Raw genomic sequence first — 13,172 nt, 5'->3', positions numbered from 1 at the left:
TTCGATCACGTCCACTACTTTATTCTTTAATTCTGCTGTGGGTGCAGGAATTGCCGTGATAGCTTCTTGTAATTCAGGATCGAAGGCTTGGCCTGTAGCTTCCATTTCCTTTAACCCCAATTGCGACAACGTTTGTCTGAATTTGTTGTTAACAATATCCATTCCTGTTTTTACAGATTCAACATCTGTCGCTGTTTCCATGGCTGTTAACGCTCTGTCAAAATCATCTAGTGTAGGTAATAGCTTACTGATGACATCTTTTCCAGCTGATTGAATCAATTCAACACGTTCTTTGCTTGTACGTTTTCTATAATTGTCAAATTCAGCAGAAAGACGAATGTATTTATCCTTTGCCTCTGCCAATTCTGCAGCCAATTTCTCTTCAGTAGACAGTTCTTCTGCTATATTATCAGCAGGCTGTTCCTGTTGTTCAGAAGAATTTGTTTCTACTGGATCTTGACCTTCATCGTAATAATTATCTTGCTCATTCATATCTTCAATGCTAAAATTAGATTCAAAAATTTACTCTATGCTTCGTTTGTCAAAGTTTTTGCCAAACAATAAAATTCCGACAGCTTGTCAGATTTTATTAAAAAAGCCTAACAATTTGTCGGAATCTCATTTTTTATATGTCAGTTTTCCGTCTAGATACTGACATTGTCCTGTAATACCCCATCGGCGGTCTTGATGATGCGTGATGGCATATTACGGATAATGGTATAATCGTGTGTTGCCATTAAAATAGCTGTTCCGGAATTGGCAATGTCACGTAATAATAAGACGATTTCTTCTGACGTAGCAGGATCCAAGTTACCGGTAGGCTCATCTGCCAGAATAATTTCGGGGTTATTTAATAATGCGCGGGCAATTACAATGCGCTGTTGTTCACCACCAGAAAGTTCATGGGGCATTTTCTTAAGTTTCGAACGAAGCCCAACTTTCTCCAGTACATCCAATATACGGTTGTCGATCATTTTCTTATCTTTCCAGCCTGTTGCTTTCAGTGCAAATTCGAGATTTTTCTCGATGCTTCTATCGGATAAAAGATGAAAATCCTGGAATACAATACCCAATTTTCTACGCAAATAGGGGACATCATTTTCGTGCAACTTTTTAAGGTCAAAGCCTGCAATCATTCCTTCACCATTACCGATGTATAAATCGCCGTAAATGATTTTTAGTAAACTACTTTTTCCACTACCGGACTGGCCGATCAGGTAAATAAACTCTCCTTTACCAATGTTTAAATTGACATTGGACAAGACCAGATGTTTTTGTTGGAAGATATCAACGTTTTTTAATGTAATTACTTTATTTTCAATCATGGAAGCTAAAATTCTAATTTTTTAATTTGCCCAAAAGGCATTTCTTTAACCAGTTGCATGATATATTCTGCCTTTTCTCCTAATCCAATCTTATCGAGTGATTTATCTGGGCGGTCGACTCTAAAATATGCCAGCAAGGTGAAGGCATCATCTCTTAATTGAACATAATCAGGGATTTTGGCGACACCTCTTACTTTAATGATATACATGATTTCAAAGTTAGTATTTTTAATGCAATTTATTTACTATGAATTTAAAGGAAGCTTATTGGTTTGCGAATAAAAAATCCAGTGTATTCACGCCATCAGCAAAATCATCTAAAGCAGGGCATTGGCTTTCTCCAAAATGAAATACCGGCGACGGCACATTTAATGCTATTTCTGATACAATACATTGGATATTTTCTTGCGCTAGTTTGAGCTTATTTTCAACTTCAGCCAGTGTTTCGTATGTTTCGTAATAAACCACAGCAAGGGGAGAAGCCGTGCGCTCATCTTCTTTGAGCAATAAAAATCCATTATCAAAATGCTTGTCGCCATTGATCAGATAGATGGATTTGTTATAGTCGTAATTGTTATTGTATTTAAAATGCTCTGTCATGCTGTTAAAAGCAGCGATACCTTCAAAGAAGTGTGCTATTGGGTAGTCTTTTGGAATAAATAGCTTTGATACAGAGCGACAGCCCAACCCAAAATAATCAAAGATGTCGTGTCCCAGTGATTCCAACTGGTTAGAAGATTCTTGGCCGCCGATAACGGCAATACTATTTCTATTGCGACGAATAATATGTGGTTTGGTGCCAAAATAGTAATCAAAGTAACGGGCGCTATTGTTGGAGCCCGTTGCAATAACCAGATCGAAATCTTTTAGTATGTCAACAATTTCAAAGGCATCATTAAAGTATGGGTCAATTTGTTTAAGCAGGTTGAGCACATAGCTTGTTAATCCTGCATCGTCCGATGAGACTTTGATTTTTGCTGTAAAGCCGCTGATCAGTACCGATAGGATATCATGGAAGCCAACCAATGGAATATTTCCGGCCAGAATTAAACCTACAATTTTCGTTGAATGAAGATCTGGATATGGCGCCAACCAGTGATTCAGCTTTTCTATTGTCAAATTGGCAGCAATGGTTTGAATGGCGCGTTCAACATTTTGAGGGGTATACCAAGGGTTTTTATGTTGGGCGAATTGAATGATTTGAATCAAATCTTCAGGGCGCTTTTGCAGCTGTTCGCCTAATTTTACAAATGCATTTATTCGTTGTTGCTTTGTCAAAATATTAAAATTTTAAAAGATGAATACACAAATTTGTATTATATTTGTGCTGTTAACATTAATCAACGTGAATCAACTAGCCTTATTGTTCAATCAGACGTTGTTTCATATTGATAATGCAAAAATAGTTTATTTATCATAATTGTGAGGTTATAAATGGCGATTAAAATTACAGACGAATGCATTAACTGTGGTGCTTGCGAACCGGAATGCCCAAATAATGCAATATACGATGCTGGTGTAACTTGGAAATTCTCAGACGGGACGGCTTTGGATGGGGTTATCGATTTTGGCGATGGTGTTACACTAGATGCCAACGAGTCTCAAGAAGCAATCTCTAATGAAGTCTATTATATTGTTTCAGATAAATGTACAGAATGTGTAGGTTTCCACGATGAGCCTCAATGTGCAGCGGTTTGCCCTGTGGATTGTTGTGTGGATGACGAAGATGTACGTGAATCGAACGATGAGCTATTAGCGAAAAAAGCTTGGTTACACGCGGAATAAATTTAGTACTCCGTTAAAATATAAGGCAGGATAATAAATTTTCCTGCCTTTTTTGTGTTTTTCTATTTTGGCGAAATCGATATTTTGTTGCGAAACTCGGCTATTTGGAATAATAATATTTGCAAAAGCATAGTATTTTTTTATTTTTGTTTTTTTGACCATTAAAATCTTTTAAATGTTAAAAACCAAAATAGGGTTGATGACCCTGATCACAGTTACATTAGCTTGTATCATTGCTGTATTATACGAATTTGAGGTTGTAGGCTTTTCGCATGAATTTCTAATGGCTGTCCGTTGGATAGTTGCTACCGTTTTGGTTGTAAATGCGCTCTTTAAGAAAAATTTGACCACTTGGATTTTAACCTGTATGATTATGGGGATATTTGTCGGGTTGGATTTTCCAAATCTAGCGATTTCCCTGCAACCTTTGAGTAAAGGTTTTATTAAGTTAGTCAAGACGATTGTGGGCCCAATTCTCTTTGCTACGCTTGTTTATGGAATTGCAGGCCATTCTGATTTGAAACAGGTGGGACGTATGGCATGGAAATCCATGCTTTATTTCTTTTGCGCAACAACATGTGCTATTTTTATTGGTTTAGGTGCGATAAACCTGACTCGGGCAGGAGTGGGCGTTGATGTTGCACATATGCCACATGAAGAACTGCCTGTACCGAAAGAAAGTATGGATGAGCATATCCTCAAAACACTTCCGGACCATGTACATCCTGTATACAAGTTTACTTCTTTTATACGCGACTTGTTCCCTGAAAATATCGTCAAATCTGTTGCCGATAATCAAGTTTTACAGATTGTTGTATTTTCAATTTTGTTTGGGATTGGATTGGCAATGGTAGATGAGAAAAAGCGTAAACCCCTGGTTGATTTTACCGAGAGTATGTCTGAAACCATGTTTAAGTTTACGAACATGATTATGTACTTTGCGCCTATTGGAGTTGGTGCCGCTATGGCCTACACGGTGGGGCATCTCGGTGTCGATATTCTAAAGAATCTTTTCATGCTTTTGGCGACGCTGTATTTTGCTTTGGTGTGTTTTTTATGTCTGGTTCTTCTTCCGGTGGCACTTTATCTAAAAATACCTGTGAAACGTTTTATTAATGCGATTAAGGAACCTGTTTCGATTGCATTTGCGACTACAAGTTCAGATGCGGCATTACCGAAAGCAATGAGTGCGATGGAGAAATTTGGTGTACCACGTAAGATTGTTTCGTTTGTAATTCCCACAGGATATAGTTTTAACTTGGATGGTACTTCACTTTATTTATCATTGGCTGCGATCTTTGTCGCTCAGGCGGCTGGTATCCATTTGTCGTTTGGACATCAATTAATGATTGCATTTACATTGATGATCACCTCTAAAGGTGTTGCTGCTGTACCAAGGGCTTCATTAATTATTTTGATTGCGACAGCGGATCAATTTGGTTTACCAACATTTGTCATTGCTGCAATTTTAGGTATCGATGAACTCATGGATATGGCGCGTACCTCTGTCAATGTAATCGGAAATTGTTTGGCAACCGTTGTTGTTGCGAAATGGGAGGGCGAGTTTGATGAAGAAGCTCCTTACCGCGAAGATACTGAAGAGGCGATCTAATAGAAATAACTGACGAATATTCGTTGAAGAAAGCAGTCTTGACATTCCGTTGAGACTGCTTTTTTATTGTCTTTAGCTCGCGTTGATGATTTGGCTACGCTTATTTATTATATTTAGCGCTGTAAATACCGTTCTTTAAACCAAATAGAACTTTAAACCAAATTCGTACAGGGAAATGAGACGATCTATGTTTTATTTTTTGTGTGTAATGATTACGATCAATATGGCATTTGCTCAAACAAAGACGACTGTTGTCGATCGTGATTCATCCGTTTATATTGAAACCCAGGATGGGGTCAAACTTTTTGCGAAGTCTGCTGGAAATGGTCCGGTTTGTATTTTCGTACATGGAGGGCGAGGTGTCTGGAGTAAGTCGTTTGAGGAGATGGGAGGTCGTGGTCTTGAAAAAGCTGCTTGCAAGCTGTTGTTGACGGCATGGTATCCTTTACACTAGCTTGCAAGCGAAATATGTTATATCAACGTCCGTCAACGTAGTACCATAAATCATCTTGTTTTTTGAACGTAGACTTTTCATGGTGAATTTGAACTTCCATCTGTGGATCCAGGTAATGTGCTTCAAACTCGACAGTTTGGAATGTAGATTTAAGGATAGAGAGTTGCATCCATTTATTCTCCCGCGCCCATTGTCCGATTGCCTGTTTATTTTGGAACCGTCGTGTTGAGGGATGAAACGTATCGTATAGGAAATCGATCTGTTGTGCTACAAAGGCGCTATAACGTGCGCGCATCAATGCCTCCGCTGTGGTTGCTTTGGCATGGAAACGATGAATTTGCTGGCAGCATTCCCCATAGGTATTGCCAGAGCCACAAGGGCATAATTGACCTGATTCCATCACTTGAATGTTTAAAATTTTACCAGCCTTTAATAGCGCCATTTTTGAAGACTTTTTTTGCTGTCGCTTCTACTTCCGGTGACTGATACGCCTGGATAAACTGCTGCACCTTCTCATCGTTTTTATTATCTGAGCGGGCAACAATCAGATTGACATAAGGCGATTCTTTATCTTCTGTGAATAAGCCTTGTTTTTCGGGATCCAACCCAGCTTGAGAGGCGAAACTATTGTTGATGATAGCAATTGTAACTTGAGGATCATCTAGGACGCGAGGTAACTGTGGGGCCTCCATCTCTATGATCTTAACCTGTTTAGGGTTGCTGACAATATCTGTTACTTTAGGTTGGATACCTACATTTTCTTTTAGACCGATAATTCCCTCGCGTTGGAGAAGCAAAAGAGAGCGTCCTCCATTGGTAGGGTCATTTGGAATGGCAATAACGGCACCAGGTTGTAACTCTGTGATTGTTTTTATTTTCTTTGAATAGGCAACAATGGGGAATACAAACGTGTTTCCGACAATGGTTAATTTCGTGAAACCGCGTTGTTTGGATTGCTCCTGTAGATAGGGTTGATGCTGAAATACGTTTACATCGATATCACCCTGATTTAAGGCCTCATTAGGTACGACATAGTCGTTGAAAGCCACTAACTCAACATCAAGATTGAACTTTTCTTTTGCAACTTTCTTAGCCGTCTCCGCAAGCTCCTTTTCTGGGCCGGACACAACACCGACTTTGAGGATATTCTCTTTCTTTTCTCTGTTATTGCATGCTACAATCGATACAAGACTGAAGGCTAAGATTGCAAATGCATAGTTCAATTTTTTCATATGATATAATTTATGTTAACGATGGTTTACTTTTTTTGAGATGTAATCTCCTGTATACTGTAACAGGAATACTATTAAAATTAATAAAATTAGAACAGAATTCATGATAAAAGTATCATATCCGACATAACCATACTGATAGCCAATCTGTCCAAGTCCACCAGCACCTACAGCACCGCCCATTGCGGAGTAACCAACAAGTGTTATCAAGGTAATTGTCGCATTGTTTACTAGCGAGGGGAGAGCCTCCGGAAGCAAAACTTTGAAAATTACCTGTTGTGCATTTGCACCCATTGCTCTTGAGGCCTCAAGCAGGCCATTTGGAATTTCCAGAAGACTATTTTCCACAAGTCTTGCTATAAATGGGGCAGCACCTATGCTCAAGGGTACCAATGCTGCGGCCATACCGATTGATGTTCCGACAACGTTGCGTGTAAACGGAATCATCCATACGATAAGTATGATAAAGGGGATAGACCTAAACACATTCACCAGCAATGAAACAAGTTGGTGCATGGCTTTGTTTTCGAGCAGTTGATGTTTTCGGGTCAAGAACAGGTATATCCCGAGTGGGAGACCTAGGATAAAACCAAAGAAGCCTGATAAGAAAGTCATGGTTAGGGTTTCTAAAGTACCCGATAGCAGAAGATTAAATACCTGATCAGACATAGCCTAATATTTTAGTTTGTGCATGCTTTTCTTTTAAGAAAGATAGACTACGTGTTACATTTTCTTTTTCACCCGATAGTTCGGCCAATATAACACCAAATTTCATTTCGCCAATATAATCTATTTGAGCGGTAATGATATTTGTCTTGACTTGATATTGTTGTTCCAAATGCTGTATAAATGGGATGGATTCTTCATTTGAAGTTAGATAGATCTCTACGAGTGGGTTTCCAGCGCTTTTTAAGCGTTCCTGAAAACTTAGTGGAATTTCAACTTCAAGTGAAGACTGAATAAAGTTTTTAGTTGTTGTTTCCTGAGGATTGGCGAATATTGATTCTACCGGGCCGGTTTCAATCAATTCTCCGTGGTCTAATACGGCAACCTGATCGCAAATACTTTTTATAACATCCATCTCATGAGTAATCAACAATATCGTAAGGTCAAGCTGCTTATTGATTTTTTTTAGCAGTTTGAGGATGGATTTTGTAGTTGCGGGGTCTAAGGCACTTGTGGCCTCATCGCAAAGTAGAATGTAAGGATCATTGGCTAAAGCACGCGCGATAGCAACACGTTGTTTTTGGCCTCCGGAGAGATTTGCAGGGTACACGTCGGCTTTGTCTTCCAACCCGACCAAACGCAATAGTTCCAACACTTTTTGGCTAATAAATTCTTTCGATTTGCCTTCAAGCTCGAGCGGAAAGGATATATTTTCATACACTGTTCTTGATGATAGTAAGTTGAAGTGCTGAAAAATCATACCAATTTTTCTTCTTTTCAACATAAGACCAGTGGAAGATAGCGACATCAAGTCGTCATTTTCTATAATTACTTGTCCACTGTCTGGTCTTTCCAAAAGGTTGACGCAACGGATCAAAGTACTTTTGCCGGCTCCGGAAGCGCCTATTACACCAAAAATTTCACCTTTTTCAATAGACAGTGAGATGTCTTTTAAGGCATCAATACGTGCCGCTCTTACCTCAAAAGATTTGGATATGTTGTTTAGTTGAATCATTGACCCTGCAGGGATTTAGCAATTTTAGTTGGACAAATGGATGATGTTGATATAAATGTACACAAATGCCAGGGATAAAATAAAATGAAGTGAAAGAAAATGGGTTCTTTCAGACGGAAAAAGAATGAAAGAACCCAGATATATGTTTTTTACAACGCTTGATAAGCCGAAATCACCTGTTTTGCAGATCCTAGTCCATCGATGCCATATTCGATGATATCGCCATCTTTCAGGAATCTTTGTGGGGATTTGCCCATGCCAGATCCTGCAGGTGATCCTGTGGAAATGATGTCGCCTGGAAGTAAGCTCATAAAATGGCTTAAATAAGAAATCAATTTGGGTACACGATAGATAAAATCACTTGTATTGCCATCTTGCATAAGCTCACCATTGAGTTTAAGCCATATTTTTAAATTATCAATATCTGTGAATTCATCTTTGGTTGCTATAAATGGGCCAATAGGAGCGAAAGTATCACATCCTTTACCTTTATCCCAGGTTCCGCCACGCTCGATCTGAAATTCACGCTCTGTAACGTCATTGTGTAACACATAGCCAAACACATGGTCCAAAGCTTCTTCTTCAGTAACATAAGAAGCTTTTTTCCCAATTACAATGGCAAATTCGGTTTCCCAATCAGATTTTACAGAGAACTTCGGAAGGGTGATTCCATCAAAAGGGCCATTGAATGCAGATACAGATTTCATAAAGACAATAGGCTCGGAAGCTTGTTGCAATTTGGTTTCTTTGACGTGATCATCGAAATTAAGCCCTACACAAAGTATTTTGGACGGAGCTTCCAATGGTGTACCGATACGCTCGTTGTCGGCTATCTCTTTAAGCGTGTCGCCTTTTTCATTTATATATGTTTGAAGTCTTTCTAAATTTGCAATATCCGCAAAGAAATCGCGGTTGTATTGAAAATTTCCCTCTGAAACATCATATTTCTTTTCGTTTAAAATGACTCCCGCTTTTTCGGAGCCCTTTGCGCCATATCTAAAAATCTTCATAAGCCGCAAATATACGGATTTTGTCCCAAAAAGGGCAGAAATTAACGCGAATTAACAATTAATCAATATGTAAATTATCTATACAATTATTGTCCAAAAGGGGATATTTAAAAGGGAATTTTTCATTTACTATCTTTTTGTTGCTTACCCACGTACCATTGAGCACCATTTCCTGCCCTTTTTTTCCAAGCATAAATTTAATCAAAAATGACGGGACGGGTAGGGGAATATAGAATGGACCATATTTACGTTTGGCTATTCTTTTTGCAAACTCCGCGAGGGGAAGCGGTTCGGATGAACATGCATTATAAATTCCGGCTATGGTATCATTTTGTATGCCAAAGAGCAGCATCCGACAGAGATCATCCATATGGATCCAACTGAGTATCTGTTTTCCAGAGCCTAATACCGGAATTGAACGAAAGGGTAGGAAACGGTTAATTTCCTTGAGTAAGCCTTGATCCTTGCTGATAACTACTCCAAAACGGAAGACAATGAGTCTTTTTCCCAATGTTTCAATAGGTTTCACGCTTCCTTCCCAGAGGTTACATACCCAGGAGAGAAAATTTCCACCTTGTGGATCTCCTTCTTCAAAAGGTTTTTTTTGGTACTGATCGTCTGTTCCATACCAACCTATAGCGGAGGCCGATATGACTGCTTTTACTTGATTTGGTATTTGTTTTAGACTTTGATAGAGCAGTTGCCCGCTTTCTACCCTGCTGGCAATAATTTCTTGTTGATATGATTTTGTCCAGCGTTTCGAATTGAGGTTTGCCCCCGCCAGGTTGATGATATAGTCGGCTTCCTGAATTGATTTGACATCAATCTCCTGTTTACTGGGATCCCAATGTACGTAACGGACATTGTTTTGTATGGGATGAGACTTCGGATTTCTGGTAAAAATAATAACTTCATAGAAATTGGCAACCAATAGTTTTGTTAAATGAAGGCCTATAGCTCCAGCACCACCTGTAATAATTACTTTTTCCATGAATTGAACCTTGTTTTATAATATACGCGTGTTATCATTTAAGCGAACCAATTTCTGTTGATACTAAATATACTATTTTGGTTTATAAAAATCGACCATTGCGGCAGCAATTACAAAAAAAGGTTTATCTCGTGGGGAGATAAACCTTTTAAGAGTCGATTAAACGATCTTATTTGTTAAAGCGTTTGAATTGTGCTGCCACATGTTAACATCTGTGCGCCGTAATATGGATTTTTGATTTCTTTATGACGGCTTAACCAAGTCGCACCTTTGCCTTTGTTGAACATTGGACACTTTTGGTAATAAACAGAAGAAGACGGTTTCGAGTTTTTGGACAAACTATAGATATCTTCTGACAATAGCGCGAAGGCTTCTCGTTGTTTACTGATATCCTTTGCCTCTTGTAGGCTCTTCACTGTCGCTTTGAGTGATGTTGTTTTGGTTTTCCAGACCTCCTCTTCCGCTTTCGTTAGATCAGCAGTTTGTATTTTAGCGATTGCATCGGCAAGATCGTTTGCTAGGCCTGCAGCTTGTTTACTATCCGCAGCTACAAGTGCATCTTTAAGCAGAAAGTATTGGTCATAGATCTTTTGAAAATTGCTTGCGTTGCTGATGTCATCTACTGAAGCTACCGGCTCAGTGCTTACGTCTTGTGGGCTATCTGAAGCTGGAGGAGCTAAATTTCTTTCGTATTGGCAGCAAGCATGTAGTTTAGCATAAGTATCTTCCGCGGCAAGGTATTTTTCATTGTCATAGCCTGCTCCTGCGATACTTTTCAATACAGCATCTAAGGAAGTTTTCTTTGCGTCATAGGCTATTGTTGCTGTTTGGTTGTCTTCGTTCCATTCAACTTTAGCCTGAGCGGAGGCTCCTGCATTTTCTATTGTTTTTTTACACATACCGCAGTTTCCCGCAATTTTAACAGTGGTGTTCACGGTGTTGTTTTGTGCATAGTTTGTCAAGGACGATAGTATTAAAGCCCCTGTTATAATATAATGTTTGATTTTCATATGATTGGATGAAAGAATAAATAAAAATAAGTAATCAAAAATGATTGATAAATGATCAACGTATGGATTGTATGGATTAACTTATTTTTGGCGGGACCCAAGGACAAAAATATCCCTCAGAAATAAATGTTGGCGCTATGGGTTTATAATTTTTTTTGATTGCTATACCGCAAAGTTCATGATTTTGTTCAAGGGGATTGGAAATTGCCAAAAATGTACCGCTATACGTGCATTGACAATTGCAATTTTTACATGGTTTGTGATGTTTACAAAAAGCCTTTTTTTGGGAAGATTTAAATTTTGAACAACACTGGTCCTTTTTGTCAGTGATAGCATTACCTTGTGTGTGACTACTGTCTGCATTCATTTTATGGCAGGCAAAAGCGTCGGGTGCGCTTAAAAGGAAACCGAAGGTTAAAAATAGTAGTATAAGTCGCTTAAGTGCCATGTCAGCTCAAATATAATTGTTTTGGGTAGAATCTGCTTCCACTTTTAACTTTTTTTGGCATTATGGACTTTTTTATACGCTCCATGTTATTTGAGTTTGGGAGGACCAGATAACATGGAGCGACGTTTGGAATTCTTTTTTCGGAAAGCAAAGAAATACTTAAAACTTAAAACCAGAAAAAAAGCCGGGCTTTTTCCAGGTACGTTTATATTCATCAGCTAAAGGAGAATGATCCGAATAGGCGAGCGCTTCATCAAGCAAATTGTGTGCTTTTTTCAGATTCCCTGTTTTATAGTTTGCATATGCCTCTGCTAATTTAACCGATTCGACATCATCGTCGTAGCCCCAATCGCATTGCTGATAAATACCGTTGAAAACATTGACGTATTTATTTACTTCGTTTATATCTCCGTTTTCGGCGAAAAGTTCAATTCCAAATTTTAACCAAAGGACATAATCATTAGGCTCCATGACTGACTGTACCCAACTGTCATACGTTTGGAATATTTCTATACCCGCGCTAAATTCCGTAAGATAGTAATGGCTTTTAACAATGAGATAGAGCGTCTTTGCTTTATCGAAATTATCGATGATAAATTCCCGTTTATTTTTAAGGTATTTCCGCGCAGCGAGGTTCATGGACTTGTAATTGCTCTTTTCATTATATAGCTGCATCAACACATATTGAGGCTGTGCTTCATGTGGGTACCGTTGTGCCATATTTTCGTAATAGGAGACACGTTGCTCAAAATTATCCGGCTCAATTATCTGATAGATAATATGTTCTATCCCATTTTTTGACGCTTCAAAGTCACGATAATGATAATCATCTAAATTGGGATGATCAATATAGAATTTGTAAATAAACTCGAGGAGCTGTTGGGCCCGGGATTGAATATTCGCTGATCGACCTAGTTGGTATTCAACATCGATTTGATGCATAAGCATGCGGTAACAAGGAGGAAATACAACAGACTCCATATCTTCAGCTTCTTCATCTTCTTCGGAGGTAAATTCTTGCTGCTCAAGGGTGGCTTCCAACGAAATCTGATAGGTGTCAAAGTACTGTTGAAGGACCTCCTCCAGACGTACGTAATCTTCCAATGCTGACAAGGTATCGGCTCGGGTGAAATGAAGTTCTTCAAAGTCGGAATAGCTTAATCCTTCGGTGGCGATAGCATAGGAGGTTTCTAGTTCACCGGCTTCTTTATACGCTAATGCTAGATTATTACAATTCATGGCCCGGTTGTGGGAGCCCCCAAAGTAGTCACTTTCGTACTTATTTTGTTCAAAATACTCCTTGAAAGCGTCGTAGGCTTGACGATAAAGTTCAAGGACGAGCAATTGTAGTGCAGATTGATCAACTGTGGTTAAGTTGTCCTGGGCGTGAATAAAATCAGATAGCGCGACAGCTTCATTATAACATTCACGGGGAAGGTCATGGAAAGTGGAAACCTGATCGTAAACTTTTCCATTGGCTTTAAGGGTACATTCGATCATACGTCGCCAGGATGTTGCATTCCAATTCCGTTCACCTACCATGGCCAGATATGGAATAGCCGCAGCATACTGTCCCTCGTCATAGAGATAGGCCGCCGCAAAATGGTAACCGACATAAGAATCA

15 protein-coding genes are annotated in these 13,172 nt (G+C 39.0%); 3 read left to right on the top strand and 12 right to left on the bottom strand.

What is annotated here, in order from left to right; all coding sequences use genetic code 11:
- From B2X72_RS08015 to B2X72_RS08000, 4 genes are all read right to left on the bottom strand, one after another.
- A partial coding sequence (locus tag B2X72_RS08015; protein ID WP_286848988.1) for a nucleotide exchange factor GrpE occupies positions 1-492 on the bottom strand: 492 nt, incomplete at its 3' end.
- Positions 493-644: 152 nt separating this feature from the next.
- Positions 645-1,325 carry a cell division ATP-binding protein FtsE gene (locus tag B2X72_RS08010; protein ID WP_286848986.1) on the bottom strand — a complete coding sequence of 227 codons (681 nt, stop codon included), beginning with the start codon at positions 1,323-1,325 and terminating at the stop codon, positions 645-647.
- A gap of 5 nt (positions 1,326-1,330) precedes the next feature.
- A complete protein-coding gene (locus B2X72_RS08005) occupies positions 1,331-1,534 on the bottom strand; it encodes a fructose-6-phosphate aldolase (protein ID WP_108631977.1) in 204 nt (67 codons plus the stop codon).
- Positions 1,535-1,589: 55 nt separating this feature from the next.
- Entirely contained in the window at positions 1,590-2,603 is a 1,014-nt protein-coding gene (locus B2X72_RS08000; protein WP_286848984.1) for an acyl-CoA reductase, read from the bottom strand.
- A gap of 156 nt (positions 2,604-2,759) precedes the next feature.
- Here B2X72_RS08000 and B2X72_RS07995 point away from each other — a divergent pair, with 156 nt between their 5' ends.
- From B2X72_RS07995 to B2X72_RS07985, 3 genes are all read left to right on the top strand, one after another.
- Positions 2,760-3,110: a 4Fe-4S dicluster domain-containing protein gene (locus B2X72_RS07995; protein ID WP_046672889.1), complete on the top strand. Its 351-nt coding sequence runs from the start codon at positions 2,760-2,762 to the stop codon at positions 3,108-3,110.
- Positions 3,111-3,285: 175 nt separating this feature from the next.
- Entirely contained in the window at positions 3,286-4,722 is a 1,437-nt protein-coding gene (locus tag B2X72_RS07990; protein ID WP_088161764.1) for a dicarboxylate/amino acid:cation symporter, read from the top strand.
- A 208-nt stretch (positions 4,723-4,930) separates the two neighbouring features.
- A complete protein-coding gene (locus B2X72_RS07985) occupies positions 4,931-5,176 on the top strand; it encodes a hypothetical protein (protein WP_088161763.1) in 246 nt (81 codons plus the stop codon).
- A 22-nt stretch (positions 5,177-5,198) separates the two neighbouring features.
- Here B2X72_RS07985 and B2X72_RS07980 read toward each other — a convergent pair whose 3' ends face one another.
- From B2X72_RS07980 to B2X72_RS07945, 8 genes are all read right to left on the bottom strand, one after another.
- The gene (locus B2X72_RS07980) at positions 5,199-5,618 is read right to left on the bottom strand and encodes a YchJ family protein (RefSeq protein WP_232475541.1); all 420 of its coding nucleotides are present in this window, start codon (positions 5,616-5,618) and stop codon (positions 5,199-5,201) included.
- Entirely contained in the window at positions 5,596-6,408 is an 813-nt protein-coding gene (gene metQ / locus B2X72_RS07975; RefSeq protein WP_088161762.1) for a methionine ABC transporter substrate-binding lipoprotein MetQ, read from the bottom strand. Before metQ ends, B2X72_RS07980 begins: the two co-directional genes overlap by 23 nt.
- Positions 6,409-6,423: 15 nt before the next feature.
- Positions 6,424-7,077: a methionine ABC transporter permease MetI gene (metI, locus tag B2X72_RS07970; protein ID WP_088161761.1), complete on the bottom strand. Its 654-nt coding sequence runs from the start codon at positions 7,075-7,077 to the stop codon at positions 6,424-6,426.
- Positions 7,070-8,089: a methionine ABC transporter ATP-binding protein gene (locus tag B2X72_RS07965; RefSeq protein ID WP_286848981.1), complete on the bottom strand. Its 1,020-nt coding sequence runs from the start codon at positions 8,087-8,089 to the stop codon at positions 7,070-7,072. Before B2X72_RS07965 ends, metI begins: the two co-directional genes overlap by 8 nt.
- 149 nt (positions 8,090-8,238) lie before the next feature.
- Positions 8,239-9,099, bottom strand: a complete 861-nt coding sequence (locus B2X72_RS07960; RefSeq protein ID WP_286733275.1) for a fumarylacetoacetate hydrolase family protein — start codon at positions 9,097-9,099, stop codon at positions 8,239-8,241.
- A 58-nt stretch (positions 9,100-9,157) separates the two neighbouring features.
- On the bottom strand, positions 9,158-10,090 hold the full coding sequence (locus B2X72_RS07955) for a TIGR01777 family oxidoreductase (RefSeq protein WP_286848979.1): 933 nt from the start codon (positions 10,088-10,090) through the stop codon (positions 9,158-9,160).
- A gap of 176 nt (positions 10,091-10,266) precedes the next feature.
- Positions 10,267-11,100, bottom strand: coding sequence for a DUF3347 domain-containing protein (locus tag B2X72_RS07950; RefSeq protein WP_286848977.1), 834 nt, complete (start codon positions 11,098-11,100; stop codon positions 10,267-10,269).
- Positions 11,101-11,707: 607 nt separating this feature from the next.
- A partial coding sequence (locus tag B2X72_RS07945) for a hypothetical protein (protein WP_286848975.1) occupies positions 11,708-13,172 on the bottom strand: 1,465 nt, incomplete at its 5' end.

The sequence above is a fragment of the Sphingobacterium sp. UBA7253 genome (assembly GCF_002472745.1).
GTDB classification, from domain to species: Bacteria; Bacteroidota; Bacteroidia; order Sphingobacteriales; family Sphingobacteriaceae; genus Sphingobacterium; species Sphingobacterium siyangense.
This window is presented reverse-complemented; position numbering and strand designations above follow the sequence as displayed.

Excerpts from the sequence above, each read along its gene's own strand:
- B2X72_RS08010 (WP_286848986.1), bottom strand. The coding sequence starts at position 1,325 with ATGATTGAAAATAAAGTAATTACATTAAAAAACGTTGATATCTTCCAA.
- B2X72_RS08005 (WP_108631977.1), bottom strand. The coding sequence starts at position 1,534 with ATGTATATCATTAAAGTAAGAGGTGTCGCCAAAATCCCTGATTATGTT.
- B2X72_RS07995 (WP_046672889.1), top strand. The coding sequence starts at position 2,760 with ATGGCGATTAAAATTACAGACGAATGCATTAACTGTGGTGCTTGCGAA.
- B2X72_RS07990 (WP_088161764.1), top strand. The coding sequence starts at position 3,286 with ATGTTAAAAACCAAAATAGGGTTGATGACCCTGATCACAGTTACATTA.
- B2X72_RS07985 (WP_088161763.1), top strand. The coding sequence starts at position 4,931 with ATGATTACGATCAATATGGCATTTGCTCAAACAAAGACGACTGTTGTC.
- B2X72_RS07980 (WP_232475541.1), bottom strand. The coding sequence starts at position 5,618 with ATGGCGCTATTAAAGGCTGGTAAAATTTTAAACATTCAAGTGATGGAA.
- metQ (WP_088161762.1), bottom strand. The coding sequence starts at position 6,408 with ATGAAAAAATTGAACTATGCATTTGCAATCTTAGCCTTCAGTCTTGTA.
- metI (WP_088161761.1), bottom strand. The coding sequence starts at position 7,077 with ATGTCTGATCAGGTATTTAATCTTCTGCTATCGGGTACTTTAGAAACC.
- B2X72_RS07965 (WP_286848981.1), bottom strand. The coding sequence starts at position 8,089 with ATGATTCAACTAAACAACATATCCAAATCTTTTGAGGTAAGAGCGGCA.
- B2X72_RS07960 (WP_286733275.1), bottom strand. The coding sequence starts at position 9,099 with ATGAAGATTTTTAGATATGGCGCAAAGGGCTCCGAAAAAGCGGGAGTC.
- B2X72_RS07955 (WP_286848979.1), bottom strand. The coding sequence starts at position 10,090 with ATGGAAAAAGTAATTATTACAGGTGGTGCTGGAGCTATAGGCCTTCAT.
- B2X72_RS07950 (WP_286848977.1), bottom strand. The coding sequence starts at position 11,100 with ATGAAAATCAAACATTATATTATAACAGGGGCTTTAATACTATCGTCC.